18 protein-coding genes and 1 tRNA gene are annotated in these 18369 nt (G+C 39.0%); 13 read left to right on the top strand and 6 right to left on the bottom strand.

The genetic code is table 11. The features are described from left to right. Positions 1–108: 108 nt before the first annotated feature. Positions 109–2700, bottom strand: a complete 2592-nt coding sequence (gene clpB, locus WC743_RS19865; protein ID WP_373014834.1) for an ATP-dependent chaperone ClpB — start codon at positions 2698–2700, stop codon at positions 109–111. A 182-nt stretch (positions 2701–2882) separates the two neighbouring features. Between clpB and WC743_RS19860 the strand changes: the two genes are divergently transcribed. Continuing rightward, entirely contained in the window at positions 2883–4220 is a 1338-nt protein-coding gene (locus WC743_RS19860) for a sensor histidine kinase (RefSeq protein WP_373014832.1), read from the top strand. Between the two features lie 38 nt (positions 4221–4258). Here WC743_RS19860 and WC743_RS19855 read toward each other — a convergent pair whose 3' ends face one another. Then, positions 4259–5689, bottom strand: a complete 1431-nt coding sequence (locus WC743_RS19855; protein ID WP_373014830.1) for an ATP-dependent RecD-like DNA helicase — start codon at positions 5687–5689, stop codon at positions 4259–4261. A gap of 64 nt (positions 5690–5753) precedes the next feature. Here WC743_RS19855 and WC743_RS19850 point away from each other — a divergent pair, with 64 nt between their 5' ends. Next, positions 5754–6566: a DUF3822 family protein gene (locus WC743_RS19850; RefSeq protein WP_373014828.1), complete on the top strand. Its 813-nt coding sequence runs from the start codon at positions 5754–5756 to the stop codon at positions 6564–6566. Beyond that, on the top strand, positions 6542–7081 hold the full coding sequence (gene rsmD / locus WC743_RS19845) for a 16S rRNA (guanine(966)-N(2))-methyltransferase RsmD (protein ID WP_373014826.1): 540 nt from the start codon (positions 6542–6544) through the stop codon (positions 7079–7081). Before WC743_RS19850 ends, rsmD begins: the two co-directional genes overlap by 25 nt. On the opposite strand, the gene WC743_RS19840 is transcribed toward rsmD, so the two are convergent. Then, on the bottom strand, positions 7078–7830 hold the full coding sequence (locus WC743_RS19840; protein ID WP_373014824.1) for a DeoR/GlpR family DNA-binding transcription regulator: 753 nt from the start codon (positions 7828–7830) through the stop codon (positions 7078–7080). The two genes, rsmD and WC743_RS19840, sit on opposite strands and share 4 nt — an antisense overlap. Before the next feature lie 53 nt (positions 7831–7883). Between WC743_RS19840 and nudK the strand changes: the two genes are divergently transcribed. The 3 genes from nudK to coaD all read left to right on the top strand — a co-directional run bounded on the left by nudK (position 7884) and on the right by coaD (position 9357). Continuing rightward, positions 7884–8462, top strand: coding sequence for a GDP-mannose pyrophosphatase NudK (gene nudK, locus WC743_RS19835; RefSeq protein ID WP_373014822.1), 579 nt, complete (start codon positions 7884–7886; stop codon positions 8460–8462). Further along, a complete protein-coding gene (locus WC743_RS19830) occupies positions 8459–8827 on the top strand; it encodes a DUF4406 domain-containing protein (RefSeq protein ID WP_373014821.1) in 369 nt (122 codons plus the stop codon). The genes nudK and WC743_RS19830 overlap by 4 nt, the downstream gene beginning before the upstream one ends. Positions 8828–8895: 68 nt before the next feature. Next, positions 8896–9357: a pantetheine-phosphate adenylyltransferase gene (gene coaD / locus WC743_RS19825; RefSeq protein ID WP_373014819.1), complete on the top strand. Its 462-nt coding sequence runs from the start codon at positions 8896–8898 to the stop codon at positions 9355–9357. On the opposite strand, the gene WC743_RS19820 is transcribed toward coaD, so the two are convergent. Then, positions 9326–9964, bottom strand: a complete 639-nt coding sequence (locus tag WC743_RS19820; RefSeq protein WP_373014817.1) for an NUDIX hydrolase — start codon at positions 9962–9964, stop codon at positions 9326–9328. The genes coaD and WC743_RS19820 overlap by 32 nt on opposite strands. On the opposite strand from WC743_RS19820, the gene pyrE reads away from it, so the two are divergent. From pyrE to WC743_RS19785, 7 genes are all read left to right on the top strand, one after another. Continuing rightward, complete coding sequence (pyrE, locus tag WC743_RS19815; protein ID WP_373014815.1) at positions 9963–10604, top strand: orotate phosphoribosyltransferase; 642 nt, start codon at positions 9963–9965, stop codon at positions 10602–10604. The two genes, WC743_RS19820 and pyrE, sit on opposite strands and share 2 nt — an antisense overlap. A gap of 1 nt (position 10605) precedes the next feature. Then, positions 10606–11001, top strand: a complete 396-nt coding sequence (locus WC743_RS19810) for an SRPBCC family protein (protein ID WP_373014813.1) — start codon at positions 10606–10608, stop codon at positions 10999–11001. 359 nt (positions 11002–11360) lie between these two features. Beyond that, entirely contained in the window at positions 11361–12989 is a 1629-nt protein-coding gene (locus WC743_RS19805; protein WP_373014811.1) for an ABC-F family ATP-binding cassette domain-containing protein, read from the top strand. Between the two features lie 29 nt (positions 12990–13018). Next, positions 13019–13834, top strand: coding sequence for a carboxypeptidase-like regulatory domain-containing protein (locus WC743_RS19800; RefSeq protein ID WP_373014809.1), 816 nt, complete (start codon positions 13019–13021; stop codon positions 13832–13834). A 207-nt stretch (positions 13835–14041) separates the two neighbouring features. Then, a complete protein-coding gene (locus WC743_RS19795) occupies positions 14042–15064 on the top strand; it encodes an LLM class flavin-dependent oxidoreductase (protein ID WP_373014807.1) in 1023 nt (340 codons plus the stop codon). A gap of 447 nt (positions 15065–15511) precedes the next feature. Then, positions 15512–15802 (top strand): hypothetical protein, encoded by a 291-nt coding sequence (locus WC743_RS19790; RefSeq protein ID WP_373014805.1) that lies wholly within the window; start codon positions 15512–15514, stop codon positions 15800–15802. A 145-nt stretch (positions 15803–15947) separates the two neighbouring features. After that, positions 15948–16997, top strand: coding sequence for an acyltransferase family protein (locus tag WC743_RS19785; RefSeq protein WP_373014803.1), 1050 nt, complete (start codon positions 15948–15950; stop codon positions 16995–16997). Between the two features lie 42 nt (positions 16998–17039). Here the strand turns inward: WC743_RS19785 and WC743_RS19780 are convergent, their stop codons facing one another. Next, a complete protein-coding gene (locus WC743_RS19780) occupies positions 17040–18116 on the bottom strand; it encodes a hypothetical protein (RefSeq protein ID WP_373014801.1) in 1077 nt (358 codons plus the stop codon). A 149-nt stretch (positions 18117–18265) separates the two neighbouring features. After that, a tRNA-Lys gene (locus tag WC743_RS19775) sits at positions 18266–18338 on the bottom strand. Positions 18339–18369: the final 31 nt, after the last annotated feature.

Genomic DNA, 18369 nt, shown 5'->3' with positions numbered 1-18369 from the left:
TCAAAATATTACCTAAAACAAAAAAGGAGTTGCCCGTTCCGGGGCAACTCCTTTAATATATGATAGCGTTATAATTTTCACTCTCCATGGGCCAAACCCTGGTTATTATCAAGAGTTTAGAAACACAAAGTTATTATCAAACATATCCAGCTTTATCTTGCTGTCCCTATCTACCTTACCGGCCAGTATTTGTTTTGATAGCTCGTTCAGAATTTTCTTTTGTATAACACGTTTAAGCGGCCTTGCACCAAATTGCGGGTCGTACCCTAGTTGTGCAAGCCAATCCAGCGCCTCATCTGATGCTTCAATGGTCACTCCCATTTCGGCAAGGGTTTGCTGCACCTGTTTAAACTGAAGCTTAACAATGTCTGTGATCTCATCACGGCTCAGCGGGGTGAACATAATAATTTCATCTATCCTGTTCAAAAACTCCGGACGGATGGTTGCCCTTAACAGGTTAAACAATTCATTTTTTGTTTTAGCTATCACCTCTTCCCTATTATCATCTTCTAACTCCTGGAAGTTTTCCTGAATGATATGTGAGCCGATATTAGATGTCATGATGATGATTGTATTCTTAAAATTCACCACCCTGCCCTTATTATCGGTAAGGTGGCCATCATCTAATACCTGTAACAGGATATTAAACACATCCGGATGCGCTTTTTCTATCTCATCCAACAATACTACGCTGTATGGTTTGCGCCTAACGGCTTCAGTTAACTGTCCGCCTTCGTCGTAACCCACATATCCCGGAGGGGCGCCTATCAGCCTTGAAACAGAATGACGTTCCTGGTATTCACTCATATCAATACGCACCAATGAATTTTCATCATTGAACAGGTATTCAGCCAGTGCTTTAGCCAGCTCTGTTTTACCAACACCTGTAGTGCCCAAAAATATAAACGAACCAATTGGTTTGCGTTTATCCTGTAAACCGGCACGGCTGCGGCGTATCGCATCGCTAATAGCTTCAATCGCTTCCTCCTGCCCTGCTACCCGTTTGTGCAGCTCATCTTCAAGGCTCAGCAGCTTTTCGCGCTCGCTTTGTATCATTTTACTAACCGGGATGCCTGTCCAGCGGGAAACCACACCGGCAATGTCATCGGCAGTAACCTCTTCTTTCAGCATGCGGCTATCCTGCTGATTTTCCAGTAAAGCGGCTTTTAATTTTTCAACCTCCTGCTGTGCTTCCACAATGGTTCCGTACCGTAATTCGGCTACTTTACCGTAATCACCCGCACGTTCGGCCTGCTCGGCTTCCAGTTTGTAATTTTCAATTTGCTCAACCTTTTGGTTAATGCCATCAACCAGGTCCTTTTCGCCTTTCCATTTGGCGCGTAAAGAATCACGCTCTGCAGATAGGTTGGCTATCTCTTCACTCAGTTCCTTAACCTTACTGTCATCCTTTTCACGTTTAATAGCCTCACGTTCTATCTCCAGCTGCATAATGCGGCGTTCCAGTTCGTCAACGGCCTCCGGCACCGAATCCATTTCCAAACGGAGTTTAGAAGCAGCCTCATCCATTAAATCGATGGCCTTATCCGGCAAAAACCTGTCAGATATATAACGCTGTGACATCTCAACCGAAGCAATTATCGCTTCGTCTTTAATGCGTACTTTGTGATGGGCTTCGTAGCGCTCTTTTAATCCCCGCAAAATGGATATAGCATCGGCAGTATCAGGTTCATCAACCATTACTTTCTGAAAACGGCGTTCAAGCGCCTTATCTTTCTCAACGTACTTCTGATATTCATTTAAGGTTGTTGCACCTATAGCTCTTAATTCGCCGCGGGCAAGGGCCGGTTTCAGGATGTTTGCAGCATCCATAGCACCTTCGCCACCTCCTGCACCAACCAGGGTATGTATCTCGTCAATAAACAGTATTATCTCGCCATCGCTTTGTATAACTTCTTTTATAACGGCTTTTAGGCGCTCTTCAAATTCGCCTTTGTATTTGGCACCAGCTATAAGCGCGCCCATATCCAGCGAGTAAACGGTTTTGGTTTTCAGGCTTTCGGGTACATCACCTTTTATTATCCTGAAGGCAATACCTTCGGCAATAGCGGTTTTACCAACACCGGGCTCACCAACCAGTATAGGGTTGTTTTTTGTACGGCGCGATAAGATCTGTATAACCCGGCGAATTTCCTCGTCACGACCAATAACAGGATCAAGCTTGCCCGATTCCGCGTACTCGTTTAGGTTACGTGCGTATTTATTTAGCGCGTTATAAGTAGCTTCGGCATTCTGGTCGGTTACCTTGTTATCGCCGCGCAAACTAACAATAGCTTTCTTCAGATCTTTTTCGTTCACTCCAAAGTCTTTTAAAGCTTCCGATGTTTTATCGTTCACAGATAAAATGCCCAGCAGAATGTGCTCTACAGATACAAACTCATCTTTAAATTCCTTTAAATAGCCTGTTGCTTTCTGTAAAACAGAGTTTACGTTTGATGACAGATAAACATTGCTTCCGCTAACTTTTGGGAAAGACGAGATCTGTGTATCCAGTATATCATTTAACCTATTAAGGTTAACGTTTAATTTTTTTAGTAGGTAAGTAATAACATTTTCATCAACCAGTAACAGCCCTTTTAGCAAATGTGCGGTTTCAATGGCTTGTTGTTGATTACCGGTTGCAATTTCAGATGCCTTTTGTACGGCCTCTTGTGCTTTTATGGTAAAGTTGTTAAAATTCATAGTACTAATATCCGCTCAAAACGTTTGCCACACATTGTTTTCTGAACAATTGGCATTTAAAATGTATTCAATCCGTCATTTTGTCAAAATCATGCTTTGCCCCATAAGTCCTTTTCAGGAATTATATTAATTTTGAGAGGCTTATAAATAATTAATATTTTTGGAAACCACACAATAAAGCATTGGAAACCCACTTTTTTACCAAATTACCTAATAAATATAGTACAGCCTTTCGCAACTATTATACTTATCAAAATTTATTAAGTGTACGCACAGCAAGCTTTATATTTTTAACGCTTAATTTAATAATCAGGATATGTTACTATGTGTTTCCTGAAAGCCTTACAAAAGCACGAAACTTTCCGGAATTTAACTACATTAATTGGGTATTTATAATTGCAACCCCCTTCTTCTACCTGTTTAGTCACCTGCTTGTACAACAGTTAAAAAAAACAAAAAAAGCATCGGCAGAGATGGCTTTATTTGTTTTTGTTTTTGCACTGTACATTATTGTATGCGGCATGTACTCCAGCTTTATATCTACCTCAGACCCCAGCAATGCACTTACCCTTTACCTGATTGCTTTAAGTATAGTAAGCTTCTTATTTATATTTGAATGGTATGAAACTATGGTACTACTGGTGGGTATAGAAATGATGTTCACCATGCTGCTTTTCCATGCGCAAGCGGGTCCTACAGAAATGACGCATAACCAAATGATATCTGCCATATTGCTTTGCTGCTTTTACCTTACATCGCGTTATTTTTTCTCCTATAAGGCAAGCTATTACGGGCAAATTATTGAGATCAGCAAAAAAAATACAGAAATTGAAAAAGCCAATACATTTAAAAATCAGGTGCTGGGTACCGTAGCACATGACCTGCGAAACCCTATTGCAGCAGTGGAATCTTTAGCGATGCTGATGGAAATGGAAGACATTGACGAAGATACCCAGGATAATTTAACTATGATGCGTGAATCATGTGTGAAGGCACGTACTATTATTGATGATTTGTTAGAAGCTGCCCGGAATGAAAACTTAAACGGCGGCAGCATAGACACTACCAAAACCGAGTTGAATAAATTTTTACAGGGTGTTGTAGATACCTGGAAGATACAACAAGGCAGCAAAGAGAATATTGCGTTTATAAGCAATACTAAAACCGCTTATGCCCGTATTAACCATGAAAAATTCCCGAGAGTGATTGATAATTTGTTAAGTAACGCGTTAAAGTTTTCAAAAGACGATGATAAAGTTGAGGTACATCTGAGCCTTGTTAACAGCAATGTTATGATAAAAATAAAAGACCGTGGCCTGGGTATCCCTCAACACATGATACCTAACTTGTTTGAACGCTTCTCTGGCGCGGGGCGCACAGGCCTTAAAGGCGAACGGTCTACCGGTATTGGCCTAAGTATTGTAAAGGAAATTATTGAAAGCCACAAGGGTAAAATAAGCGTACAAAGCCAGGAAGGCATGGGCAGCACGTTCATTATTGAACTGCCTAACGCAAATTAGATGGTAAGTCTTTAAGATATGACCGCTTTGCTACAATATTAAAACTTATCACTCGCTGCCTCCTTAAAAAACTTATTGTTAAAGTTCACTAAATAAAGCTCATCAGTGGCGCGGGTGCAGGCAGTATAGAACCAGCGCAGAAAATCGGTGTTGACCATTTCATCTGTAAGATATCCCTGGTCAACAAATACAGCGCCCCATTGGCCACCCTGGGCTTTATGGCAGGTAATGGCATAGGCAAATTTTACCTGCAGGGCGTTATAATACGGGTTTAGTTTTAACTCTTCATGTTTGGCCCGCTTATTAGGGATGTGGTCATAATCTTTCATTGCCTCCAGGTAAAATCTTTTCTGGTCGGTTGATTGCAGGGCCGGGGCTTCGGAGTAAAGCGTATCCAGTAATATCTTGCAATCCAGTACCGGGTCTTCGGCATAATCAATAAACTCCAGTTGTACATCAGCAAATCTAAAACCGTACATCTCCTCAAAACGGCGCACTTTTTTCACGCGTGCAATATCGCCATTGGCAATAAAACCGGTGCTGCCCTCTTCCTGATCCTGCAGCCAAAAATAATTGTTACGCACCACCATTAATTGGTCGCCACCGGTAAGTTCTTCTTCACGCATTAATATCCTGCCGCGGATCTGCCGGTTGTATAGGTTGGCATTCTTGTTTGATCTGCAAATGATGAGTGTGCTATCGTAACCATACTTATTATAAGCATAGTTCAATCCCTCTTCCAGCATGTCGCTTCCCATTCTAAACACATCCTTATAACCTTTGGTAACAATCTGCGGCATGCTTTCTTTACCCTCACGAATAATATCGCGCACCTTGGTCACATTAAATAATATGCCCGAATCCTTTTGCTGGCGCAATACATCCGTTAGTTCGTAAGCATGTATAGTCAATCCAAACTGATCCTTCATTAATTTTTCATCCAGCGCGGGGCTATCGTCTGCTCCTACAGGTGGCAGTTGTGCCGTATCGCCCACCAGCATTAGCTTACAGTTTTTAGTATTATAAACGTAGTTAACCAGGTCATGCAGTAAAGTTTCGCGGTTGTTGCCCGTTAGTTCGTCAGATATCATGGAGGCCTCGTCTATTATGAATAACGTATTAGTGCTTAAGTTATCGGCTATCATAAAAGATTCATCAACATTTAAGGCTGATTTTTTACGATAGATGCGTTTGTGAATAGTAAACGCCTTACGGCCCGAGTAATTGGTAATAACCTTAGCGGCACGGCCCGTTGGTGCCAGCAATACAAATTTTAAATTGTAATTAGGCAATGCCTTTACCAATGCGCCTAACACGGTAGTTTTACCTGTACCGGCATAGCCTTTCAGAATAAAACACTCGTCGCCATCATCACTTAATAAGAAAGCATGCAACTTGCCAAACAACTCCTGCTGCTGGGGCGTTGGCTCATGCGGAAAAGATTTACTTATATGATCAATTAAAGGCACATGCAAAAATGGTTATAAGTATGTTAATTAAGTAATTCAAAAAATATTACTTTTGCTGAACTGCATGAGCAAGCACAGACATTATTTTACCGACGAGAGTTTAAACCTTAACCAGGCAAATAGCTATAATTTGTTACTGCAGATTAACGCGAACTCATTTAATTACGCAATAACTTTTAATAAACTGCTGCTTTCATGGGTAGAAGATTATCCATTAGATGAGCTGAAAGACCTGCAGGCTTTGCAGGATATTTTAACAGCAAATTATAAGCAAGTAATTATCGGCCTGGCCTCAACCGGCTTTACTTTATTACCAAATAACTTGTTTGATAAAGATTATGTAGCTGATATTGCGCGTTTGCTTGATGTACAGGATAATGAAAATGTACATTTTCAGCCGGTAGATAATGATAACATAATTATTTATAAGGTTAACCAGAATTTGACTGCCAACCTGTCTGTGTTTAATAACCCGGCTGTAAATTATAAAGCTAAAGGCTGGATAACCGCTATTGCAAATAGCGAACCGGCAGATACAAACCTGTACGTTAATATTGCAGATGGTACTGTCGAATTTCTGAATTTCTCTAATACCAATCTTCGTTTTTATAACACCTTTACATACAAAAACCACGAAGAGCTGGCTTATTATAGTGCTTTTGTTGCTAAGGAACTAAATTTAGATGCACAAAATATAACCATTATTATGAGCGGAGATGTTAACCAGGCCGATAAATGCGTTACCTATCTGGCGGAGTTTTTTAATGAGGTAAAATTAAATACTATAGAGTTGTTAGAACTTCCGCAGAAAGTTGATCCACATAAAATATTAACCCTTGCTGCCCTGTCGTTATGCGCATCATCGGAGGAAAACTAAAGGGCCTGAGGCTTAATCCGCCTAAAAACCTACCCGTACGCCCCACAACTGATCTTGCAAAAGAAGCGCTGTTCAACATCCTGCAAAATCAAATTGAGTTTGATAACATTACTGTGCTTGATCTTTTTAGCGGCACAGGTAACATTGCTATGGAATTTGCATCGCGCGGAGCGGAAAAAGTAACCGGGGTTGACCGCAGCATTCAATGTGTACATTACCTTAAAGATGCATCTCGCCAGCATGGTTTAACACAAATTGAAGCTTTTAAGGCCGATGTTTTTAAATACCTGGATATGGAAACCGAGCAATATGACCTGATATTTGCCGACCCACCGTATGACCTGAATAAGATACCCGAGATACCGAAGATCATATTTGATAAAAAACTCCTTAAGCCCGATGGTATGCTGATAGTTGAGCATCAATCCATGCAAAATTTGAGCAATCACCCTGCCTTTACAGAGCAACGCAAATACGGGCATTCGTCCTTCTCATTTTTTAAAGCGGATAATTAAACTTTCACGCTTAATATAGCTACGCCCTGTTCTTCAATGCCTTTCAATTCGTTTACATCGGCATTGGTAATTACAGCGTTGATTAAATCAAGCCCGGCAAATTTCAAGTAGGTTTCCTTTCCTATTTTGCCAGCATCACATAATATATAAGTGTACGCGCTATTTGATGCATATGCTGTAGTTATAGCAGCCTCATTTTCACTATTGGCAAAAAGCCCATTCTCTGATATCCCATCCACACCTAAAAAAGCCTTGTTTGCCCTATATTTTAATATATGTTCATTTGCGGTAGTACCATGTACAGCCTGCCTCTCTTTATCAAGCTCGCCGCCAATTACATTTAAGCTTACAGCACAATCCTGTAGTTCATAAATAACAGGTAATGAATTTGTTATAACTTTTATTTTTTTATTTTTAATGAACTGGCATAACCTAAAAACGGTACTGCCACAATCCATAAAAATGATATCCCCATCATTTATTTGTGTAGCTGCTTTACGGCAAATGGCATCTTTAACCTCATAGTTTTGAGCGGCTTTATTTGCAAAGCTATGCGGCTTTTCAAGCGGATTTACTTTTACTGCTCCACCGTGAGTACGGTAAAGCATACCATCTGTGGCCATTTGGTTAAGGTCTCGCCGGGCTGTAATCTCTGAAATATTAAAATCCGATGCCAATTTTTTTATGTCTACTTCACCATGTTTATTTAACTCATCAAATATTTTCTGCTTTCTTTTTTGAAAGTTCATATTAATAGTTTTATTTTGATCAAAAATAATCATTATTAATCAAAAACAATCAATTGAAAAACATTAATATTCTTAAAACGGAGATACTGTCAAACAACTGGTACACGCTAAAAAAAGTAACATTTGATGCTACAGACAATACCGGTGCTGTAATTACACAAGAACGAGAAGCTTATGACAGGGGCAACGGATCAACAATTTTGTTATATAATAAAAAGCAATCATCAGTAATATTAACTAAACAATTTAGGCTGCCCACTTATATTAATGGCAACGAAACCGGGATGCTGATAGAATGTTGCGCCGGATTATTAGATAATGATAACCCCGAAGAATGCATTAAAAGAGAAACTGAAGAAGAAACCGGTTACCAAATTACCGACGTAAAAAAAGTGTTTGAAGCTTACATGTCGCCGGGGTCTGTTACCGAGATATTACATTTTTTTATAGCAGAGTATACCAATGACATGAAAGTTAACGAAGGCGGCGGTGCGGCCGGCGAGAACGAAAACATAGAGGTATTAGAAGTGCCGTTAGCTGATGCCTTGAATAAAATAAAAACCGGCGAAATAAAAGATGCTAAAACAATAATGCTTTTACAATACGCTCAATTAAACTCACTGGTAGCATGAAAAAAATATTGACCATATTAATAGCAGGCCCTTACCGGTCGGGCACAAATGATGACTCGATACTTATGGCCCAAAATTTACGGCGAATGGAAGAAGCTGCTCTCCCAATCTTCAGGGCCGGGCATATACCGGTTATAGGCGAATGGTTTGCCTTACCCCTTCTGAACCAGGCTGGTTCAAAACATCCCGGTGATGAGGCTTATGAAGAAATATCATACCCCATTGCCAGGCGGTTACTAACTAAATGCGACGCGGTTTTAAGGATACCCGGTGCATCAAAAGGGGCCGACGGAGATATAGAGGTTGCCAAAGCTGCAGGTCTGAAGATATATTATAGTGTGGAAGAACTTATCGCCAACAATTAATATTGCTTATTTTGCAACACATTAAAAATCATTATTACTTTTGGTAAAGCAATTTTGTTATCCTGTATATGAAAATAGCCCTTTTTCCTGGCTCGTTTGATCCGGTCACCAAAGCCCATGTAGATATTGTAAAACGATCTGTAAGCCTGTTTGATAAGGTATACATTGGTATTGGCGTTAACAGCAACAAACAGGGCTTACTTACTGTTGCCAAACGTGAGGATATGCTGCGGGCCGTTTTTGCACATGACGACAGGATACATATTGTTGCTTACGACGGGTTAACCGTAAATTTTTGCAAGAGCATTGGTGCCGATTATATGATACGCGGCATACGTACCGTATCAGATTTTGAGTATGAAAAAGCCATTGCCCAAATGAACCATGCTTTAGAGCCCGAAATTGAAAGCATTTTTATAGTAAGTAAACCGGGTTACTCATCCATAAGTTCAAGCATAGTACGTGAAATTATCCGTTATAACGGCGATGTAACACAGTTTATTCCAAAAGAAGCCTTGCCTTATCTTTAATTAGTTCGGCTTTTTCCAGTACATCCATTATGGATGGAAACGTATTCTGAACTATCATTTCTACCTGCCCGTGGTTAAACCAACGCACATCGGTTATGCCCTCTTCTATTTGCGGTACAAGTTTGGTTTTACCTGTATACTTCATATTAAACCAATGTGATTTTTTTAATACTACCTCGCCTTTGTAAATATAGGCATGATAGGTTTTACAAATCTTATCTTCCAACTTGTCTACCTTTATACCACATTCTTCTTCTACTTCGCGTACAGCAGCAACTTTTGTTTTTTCGTTTTTCTCTATTTTCCCTTTTGGCAAATCCCATCTATCATTGCGATAAATAAAAAGATGTTCGCCTTTTTGGTTTTTTACCAGTCCGCCGGCGGCCTCAATCAACGTGATGTTTTTGATAACCTTATTGAGCAATTTCTTCGCATTATCGCAAAGCACATAAAAAAGTTTAGCATCATGTTTATCAACCCAATGATAAATAAGTTTCAAATCAAAATACTCATTATCAATTAATTGAAATCTATCAGCGTGTGCAGGCGGTACTGAAGTAAGCAAAATTACTTTTTCGTTAATATAAATTCTGTATTTTTGAGCCATGTTTATTAATAGTGAAACAGAAGAGCAAGTAGCTGAATTTCTGCTGCAAATTAAAGCAATTAAATTACAACCTAATAATCCTTTTACATGGGCATCGGGCTGGAAATCGCCTATATATTGTGATAATCGCATCACTCTTTCGCACCCTACTATTCGTACCTATATCCGCCAGCAATTAACCTCTGCTATACAAGAAATGTTTGGTTCTGTTGGTTGTATTGCCGGTGTTGCTACAGCAGGCATACCACAAGGCGCATTGGTAGCGCAAGAATTAGGGTTACCATTTATTTATGTACGCGCTAAACCTAAAGAACACGGCACAGGTAATTTAATTGAGGGCGAAATTTCTCCGGGAAAACGTGTGGTAGTAATTGAGGATCTGATATCTACCGGTAAGAGCAGCCTGCAAGCGGTGGATGCTTTACGGGCAGCAGGTTATACGGTTGCCGGCCTGGCTGCTATTTTTAGCTATGGATTTGATATTGCAACCGAGAATTTTAAAGAAGCAAAATGCCCGTTTTTTACATTATCTAACTACAACGCTTTAATAAAATACGCTGAAGCGCACCAGTATATATCTGCCGGCGATGTAGAAATGCTTAAACAATGGCGCGAACAACCATCAACCTGGGGACAATAACATGAATGTTTTTGAAAGTACTGTTACAATTAACAGGCCTGTTGACCAGATCTACACCTTTTTGGCTGATATGAATAATCACAGGCAGCTAATGCCGGATAATATAACTGACTGGCAATCAACAAATAATGAAGCCAGCTTTAATATTGAGAATATTACCAGGCTTTCCTTAAAAATAAGCGGACGCATCACAAACCGCGAGATAATTATCATCCCTGCCGAAAAGCCGCCATTTGATATGCAGCTTAAATGGGAATTATTTGCAAGCGGCGAAGCCGCGCAGGCGAAGTTTACCATCACAGCAGATCTTAATATGCTTATGAGGATGATGGCATCCGGCCCGTTACAAAAACTTGCTAACGAGGAGACGCAGAACTTATCCGGGCTGTTTAAATAATCGTTTGTATGATATATGCTTAAATGTCTTTATTGACTTTTACATCATATATCATAATAACTGCATTTATTACGAACAGGCAAACTACAATAGTAATTATCATGACTTCGGGGGTGTTAGAATAATTGGTTTATAAAAAATTGGTTATCTGATAGAATTTTAGCAAATCCTATTCCAGAGCGTTATAATCCTTAATTATACGTAGAATAAGTCATACTGCAATAAACTTTTAAATAAATGTGGATAAAATGTTGCTAATTGTAGAATAATAGCCCGATAAAAAATTCCCCGGGTAAAACACCCTCCCATTTAATTAAATTAAGTATTTACCGTATTTTTGCACAAATTATAAGTGCAGCATGATTACGGTATCTAATTTATCTCTACGTTACGGAAAACGAACATTATTTGAAGATGTTAACCTAAAATTTAGCCAGGGAAACTGCTATGGCATTATCGGGGCAAACGGAGCGGGGAAATCAACATTTCTAAAAATATTATCAGGCGAGATTGATCCTTCCAGCGGTTCGGTAAGTTTTACGCCGGGCGAACGTATGGCTGTTTTAAGCCAAAATCACTATGCTTTTGATGATTTTACTGTAATTGAAACAGTTATGATGGGATACAAGGAAATGTATGCCGTTATGAAAGAAAAGGATGCTATTTATTTAAAAGAGGATTTTACAGATGCTGATGGCGAGCGTGCAGGTGAACTTGAAAATCTTTTTGCTGAAATGGATGGCTGGAATGCTGAAAGCAATGCAGCTACCCTATTAAGTAACCTGGGCATAAAAGAAGAATTCCATTATAAATTAGTTAAAGATTTAGATAACACTCAAAAGGTACGTGTGTTATTAGCGCAGGCTTTGTTTGGCAAACCCGATATTTTATTATTGGATGAGCCTACCAATGATCTGGACATACACACCGTTACCTGGCTGGAAGATTTCCTGGCATCGTACGAAGCTATTGTATTGGTAGTATCTCACGACAGGCACTTTTTAGATACAGTTTGTACCCACGTAGTAGATATTGATTTTGCTAAAATGACCATCTACACCGGTAACTATACTTTCTGGTATGAATCAAGCCAGCTGGCTTTAAAACAACGCTCAGATCAGAATAAAAAGACTGAAGACCGCGTAAAAGAATTACAGGAATTTATTCGTCGCTTTAGTGCCAACGCATCTAAATCAAAGCAGGCAACCAGTCGTAAAAAAGCGCTTGATAAAATTAATTTAGATGAGATACAACCCTCAAACCGCAAATACCCTGGGATTATATTCAATAACCAGGGCCGCGAAATTGGTGACCAGGTATTGCAAATTGAAAAGCTGGGGAAAAGCCTGAACGGTGAAATGCTTTTTGCTAACATAAATTTCATGCTAAATAAAGGTGATAAGGTTGCTGTTCTGTCACAAAACAGTTTAGCCACATCGGCCCTTTATGATATTTTAACCGGGCGTGATAAAGACTACCAGGGCAGCTTTAAATGGGGCGTTACGGTAAACGCTGCAGATATCCCTATTGATAATGCCGAATATTTTAAAGGCAAGGATCTTAACCTGATAGACTGGTTACGTGAGTATTCAACCGGCGATAAGGACGATCAATTCATCCGTGGCTTTTTAGGCCGTATGTTATTTAGCGGCGAAGAAGTGTTGAAGAAAAGCAATGTATTAAGCGGCGGTGAAAAAATGCGCTGCATGTTTAGTCGCATGATGCTACAGTCGGCCAATCTTTTGATGCTTGATGAACCAACCAATCACCTTGACCTGGAATCAATTACCGCATTAAATAACGGCATGAAAGACTTTAGAGGGAATATTATCTTTACCTCACGAGATCATGAATTGGTTGAAACTGTTGCTAACCGAATTATTGAGATAACCCCGGGCGGTGTAATTGATAAGCTTATGACATATGATGAATACATTAACAGCGAAGTAGTTCAAAAACAACGCGAAGAAATGTACGCGATGGCGTAACGAACCAAATAGCGGCGCGTCATAACTACATGAAACATTTATATTTTATTGCCTTATTTATTTTCCCGGCATTATTTGCTCATGCACAGGTTTTTGACGGTGTAGTTAAAGATTCTAAAACCGACCAGCCCCTGCCCTATGTAAATGTGGGTATTATAGGTAAAAGTGTAGGTACTGTTACCGATAGTGCGGGCCGTTATAAGCTTAATTTAGCTAACCATGATGCCGATAGTTTAAAACTATCTATGATAGGCTATAAACCGCTCACCTATCAGGTGGCAGATTTTGTTAAAAATGCTGATTCATATAAAACCCTTTTGCTGCAACCAACCATTACCCAGTTAAAGGAAGTAAAGGTAAATAACCATAAATGGAAGCAAGTTATACTGGGCAATACCACACAATCAAAATCTGGCAATGCCGGTTTTAAGAGCAACAGGCTTGGTAATGAAATAGGAACCATCATTAAAATAAAAAAATCTCCTACCTTTCTTAAACAGTTTAACGCCTCTATTGCAAGCGGAATAGTTGATTCGGTTATGCTTCGCCTTAATTTTTATACTGTGAAGGACGGTATGCCCGACCAGCTGTTACAGAATCAAAACATCTTTTTGACGATACGAAAAGGACAGGAGAAGATAAATCTTAATCTCGAGCCCTATAATATTATAGTTGAAGACAAATTTTTTGTAAGCCTTGAATGGATCCAAAATGCACGCGGCCATGGAGTTATGTTCTCTGCAAGTTTATTAAGCGGTTCTATTATATCCCGCGATACAAGCCAGGATAAATGGGAAAAGGTGGGAATTGCCGGTATTGGCTTTAATGTTTTAGCCGAATATTAATCAGTCACAACAACATTATTATATTAAACGCCGATATTAAATACGAAGTTTGAGGTTAAAAATTCTTCGACTTTTATAAGCTCTTTACGGGTTAACATACTCATTAGCATACATTATCTCCCTAAGTTTATCCGGTGTCATTTTGCTAAATGGCAAGCACAACTATTTTTATTTAAGTGTATTTTGCAATAAATATTATATATACCTATGGAAATTGGAATTGATAGTTTTGCAGCCGCATTTAAGGGCACCGGGCCAAATATTACTGATGCGGAGGCCATGGGCCAATTGCTTGACCGTATTGAACAAGCCGACCGCGTAGGCCTTGATATATTTGGCATTGGCGAACATCACCGTAAAGAGTTTTTAGACTCTGCTCCTGCTGTGATACTGGCTGCTGCTGCTGCACGCACCAAACAAATACGCCTTACAAGTGCAGTAACCGTATTAAGCGCTGCCGACCCTGTAAGGGTCTTCCAAAATGCCGCCACACTTGATCTGATCTCTAACGGCCGCGCCGAAATGGTGGTTGGCCGGGGATCTTTTACCGAATCCTTCCCTTTATTTGGTTTTAATTTACATGATTACGACCAGCTTTTTTCTGAAAAGCTGGAACTGTTAATAAAGATCTTAAATAATGAACACGTACACTGGACGGGCAAGTTCAGGCCTGCTTTAACCGGACAAGGTATATATCCCAGACCTATTCAAAATCCATTACCTGTATGGCTGGGCGTGGGTGGCACACCAGAATCATTTGTACGTGCAGGGGTGCTTGGCTTGCCGCTGATGGTAGCCATTATTGGTGGTGAAACACACCGTTTTCGCCCACTTATTGATTTGTATAGGGAGGCCGGTAAAAGAGCCGGGCATGCATCCGAAAAACTTAAAGTAGGCTTGCATTCGCTTGGTTATGTAGCAGAAACCACAGAACAGGCCATTGAAGAATATTATCCTGGCTATGCCGAAACTTTCACAAAAATTGGCCGCGAACGTGGATGGCCACCAGTAACACGCCCTGCTTTTGATGCCGTATCCGGCCCCAAAGGCGCCATCATAATTGGCGGACCGGAAGAAGTAGCCGCTAAGATAATGCGGCACAGCGAAGCACTGGGCGGTATTTCACGGGTTACCTTTCAAATGGATAATGCCAAACTGCCGCATGAAAAAATCATGAAAGCCATTGCGTTATTAGGCGAAAAGGTAAAGCCGTTACTAAATAGGGCGTAAAGGTGTATTTATGGCGTTTTGTTATGAATGCCCGCGAGTGCTTTGATGATGGTTTTGAAATTAAGAGTTACAATAAATACCCAAAAAATTGACTTTAGTCCTTTCAGTTAATGAATTACTCTTTTTTAGTGTATATATTAAACTATACACCTGTATTAATTGTAATACAACCATTTTAAATAGCTAAACAATTTAAATGAGGCCATTTAACCAATAATTAATAATAATAGCCTAAATGTCAGCACATTTAAATATTATCATTACCTATAAATATTTAACAACCTAAAGTTGTATGTCTTTTAAAGTGGGTGTTAATTTGTGTTAGTGTAGTTTCATTTATAAAGTTTAATGAACACTCATCAAGGACAAATAGTTGAATACATAGTACGGAAAAACGGATATAGTATAAGTGATTTAGCCAAAGCTTTGGAGGTAAATCGGAGATCTATGTATAATTGGTTCAATCAAAAAGAACTAAAATGGGATGTAATTTACCGAATAGGATACGTTATAAGGCATGACTTTTCTAAAGAGTTTCCTTTATTGTTTACCAGTGAAGATTTTAAAGGAATGTATGCGCCAAAGTCTTCCGTTGTATTTTTGGAGGTGAACAATAAAACCGGTGGCGATGATCATTGGAAGGATAAGTATTTAAATTTACTGGAGAGGTATAATACCGAACTACTGAATAAGGCAATAAAGCTTGCTTCATCAAATCAGTGCAATACCTCCAAGTGATAAAACATTGCCCCATTGGTTAAATTATATATTTATACAACCATAAATGTTCTACTAGTTAATTATTTTTCATTGGGTATCAAACAAGGCCTTGGTTTTAAATGTTATTGACCAGCACACCCGCTGATATTACAATAACAACTAAATGGAAATTAAAAAGAATGGCACTACCAAACGACTATTATGGATTGATTGTTCAAAAGGAATTGGAATTATATTGGTTGTATATGGGCATGTTGTAAGGGGGTTATATGATGCACACGCGCTTAACGCAACTTATTATTTTAACTCCGATACATTTGTTTACAGCTTTCACATGCCGCTGTTTTTTATATTGTCGGGATACACTTTCTACAATTCCTTTATAAAAAATCAGGCAGGATTTATACCAGGTAAGCTTAAAACCCTGGTATACCCTTTTGTTGTTTGGTCATTGTTGCAAACCGCTGTTGAAATTTTGTTGAGTAATCTCACTACCCACAAAACATCTCCGGATATGTTAATATGGTGCATATTTATACCCAGGGCGCAGTTTTGGTTTTTGTATGCCCTGTTTTTTATCTGCATTATCAATTTTGTCAGCTTTAAAATAAGTTTAAAATATGGCCTGTTTTTATCGTTAATACTTTGGCTGGGCTATTTTATTTTAAACCCAACTTTAGGACCATTTGCACACATTTTTCAGAACCTAATATTTTTTGATGCAGGGATTATATTTTCACAGTTCAACAACCGCTTTTTACTAATATTAAAAAGTAATATGTATTTATTGGTAAATGCAATTGCTTTTTGTGTTATTGAATATTTATATTTTGCAACCAATCAAACACACACTTTCAATTATAACTACCTGTTTATTATAGTGGCTATTTCAGGATCATTGCTCATTATGCAAATTTCTCATTGGGCAACCTCTAAAAAGCTGTCAGAATTCTTTATTGGAGTCGGAAGATTATCGTTAGCCATATACCTTTCACATATTTTGGTAATAAGCGGAATGAGAATTGTTTTGTTCAAGATATTCAAAATATATAATCCTGTAATGAATATTTCTATAGCAACAATAGCCGGTATTATTATCCCATCTGTAATATTCAGGCCGATATCTAAAACACCTTACCTGTCATGGTTATTTACATTTCCATCTAATAAAAAAAATCCTAAAACCTCACCAGAAGTTTCCCGGGGAATTTAATTTAATATAGAAATAAGGCAGTTTTTTAAGCATTCAACATATCTATACTTTCAGGATAAATGGCTGTTTCTCTGTTCTATAACTGGTTTCTTCAGCTTTAAGTTTCGCTTTGGTTATTACTGTATAAGCATTACCAATATCTAAACCAACCGCCTGGCCTGAAAGACCAGGTCCGCACCATTGTGCAGAACGTAGGTAATAACCCCAGCTAGCCATGTTCTCAGCCGCATCCGGGACAACTATTTCTGCTATACCATCAAATTCCGCTTTAAAGCAATCCACCAGGTCGGGATATCTCGCTCCACCTCCTACAAGATATAATGTGTCAGCTTTTTCAAAATCAGCATCTATAAACGCTTTTTTTAATGTGGGCGATATTACCTCATCATAATAATTAGCTAAATGATTCCGTCGGATTTCCACAAGGTCTTTCCGCTTACGGTCCAAAACTATTTTACCACTTTGGAAACTTTGATTAACCATATGTTCGTTCTTCATCCCCAAATTATAACTTTTGCTTAATTCTGCATGAAGGTTATTAACGGCATAACGCAAACCGGTTACGCTCATGCAGGTACGGGTAATTAAACCTGTATCCATGCTTAACCCGGTCTCGCAGGTGCCATAGCCCAGGCTCACTACAAAAAAATTACCCTGCTGTTTAAGGCCTTTTCTAATAGCCATAATACATCCCAATATTTCGGGCATTACTTCAAAATGACGAATTGTAAGTTGTATTCTCTTATGTATATTGGTAGAATAGGTATCTGAATTAAATTCGATAAATACATCCTTAGGGGTAAAAAAATCAACCGCCTGTTGTTTATATAGCTCGTATGTTGTGTATGGGAATCCGGTTGTAAGCACCAGTTCACCAGATTTTGCGCCCGAAGCCACTAACAGCCCCGCTTTAGCCAATAACTGATAATCAAGCTCTGAAGGTGAACTATTTAAATTACGATATGGCGCATAACCTTGTGTAAGTGCAAGGTCGCCAATCAGGTAACCGGCAGAAGCATCATAAATTTGGATACATTTTTCAGGATCGGAAGATACATTTATCAGCGTTTGGTTATATCGCTCGATAACACTTGGAATACTAACGGCTTGGAAATTCATGTAATTTTTCTTGTAAGGTATTACAAGAAGATAAATTACATATTACTACAATGAGAATTAATAATGAAATTATAGCCACAAACTCAACATTATACAAACATTATCCTAACAAAAAAAGCCTTTCAGCTTACGCTGAAAGGCTTCAAAGGTGACCTGGGAGAGGATCGAACTCTCGACCCACTGATTAAGAGTCAGTTGCTCTACCGGCTGAGCTACCAAGTCATTGTTTTGTGGGATGGCAAAGAAACGAAAA

It is taken from the genome of Mucilaginibacter sp., from assembly GCF_041660805.1.
Taxonomy (GTDB): Bacteria; Bacteroidota; Bacteroidia; order Sphingobacteriales; family Sphingobacteriaceae; genus Mucilaginibacter.
Note: the sequence above shows the minus strand (reverse complement) of the source record. Positions and strands in the feature narration are given on the sequence as shown.

Excerpts from the sequence above, each read along its gene's own strand:
- clpB (WP_373014834.1), bottom strand. The coding sequence starts at position 2,700 with ATGAATTTTAACAACTTTACCATAAAAGCACAAGAGGCCGTACAAAAG.
- WC743_RS19850 (WP_373014828.1), top strand. The coding sequence starts at position 5,754 with ATGAGCAAGCACAGACATTATTTTACCGACGAGAGTTTAAACCTTAAC.
- rsmD (WP_373014826.1), top strand. The coding sequence starts at position 6,542 with ATGCGCATCATCGGAGGAAAACTAAAGGGCCTGAGGCTTAATCCGCCT.
- WC743_RS19840 (WP_373014824.1), bottom strand. The coding sequence starts at position 7,830 with ATGAACTTTCAAAAAAGAAAGCAGAAAATATTTGATGAGTTAAATAAA.
- WC743_RS19830 (WP_373014821.1), top strand. The coding sequence starts at position 8,459 with ATGAAAAAAATATTGACCATATTAATAGCAGGCCCTTACCGGTCGGGC.
- coaD (WP_373014819.1), top strand. The coding sequence starts at position 8,896 with ATGAAAATAGCCCTTTTTCCTGGCTCGTTTGATCCGGTCACCAAAGCC.
- pyrE (WP_373014815.1), top strand. The coding sequence starts at position 9,963 with ATGTTTATTAATAGTGAAACAGAAGAGCAAGTAGCTGAATTTCTGCTG.
- WC743_RS19820 (WP_373014817.1), bottom strand. The coding sequence starts at position 9,964 with ATGGCTCAAAAATACAGAATTTATATTAACGAAAAAGTAATTTTGCTT.
- WC743_RS19810 (WP_373014813.1), top strand. The coding sequence starts at position 10,606 with ATGAATGTTTTTGAAAGTACTGTTACAATTAACAGGCCTGTTGACCAG.
- WC743_RS19805 (WP_373014811.1), top strand. The coding sequence starts at position 11,361 with ATGATTACGGTATCTAATTTATCTCTACGTTACGGAAAACGAACATTA.
- WC743_RS19800 (WP_373014809.1), top strand. The coding sequence starts at position 13,019 with ATGAAACATTTATATTTTATTGCCTTATTTATTTTCCCGGCATTATTT.
- WC743_RS19795 (WP_373014807.1), top strand. The coding sequence starts at position 14,042 with ATGGAAATTGGAATTGATAGTTTTGCAGCCGCATTTAAGGGCACCGGG.
- WC743_RS19790 (WP_373014805.1), top strand. The coding sequence starts at position 15,512 with ATGTATAATTGGTTCAATCAAAAAGAACTAAAATGGGATGTAATTTAC.
- WC743_RS19785 (WP_373014803.1), top strand. The coding sequence starts at position 15,948 with ATGGAAATTAAAAAGAATGGCACTACCAAACGACTATTATGGATTGAT.
- WC743_RS19780 (WP_373014801.1), bottom strand. The coding sequence starts at position 18,116 with ATGAATTTCCAAGCCGTTAGTATTCCAAGTGTTATCGAGCGATATAAC.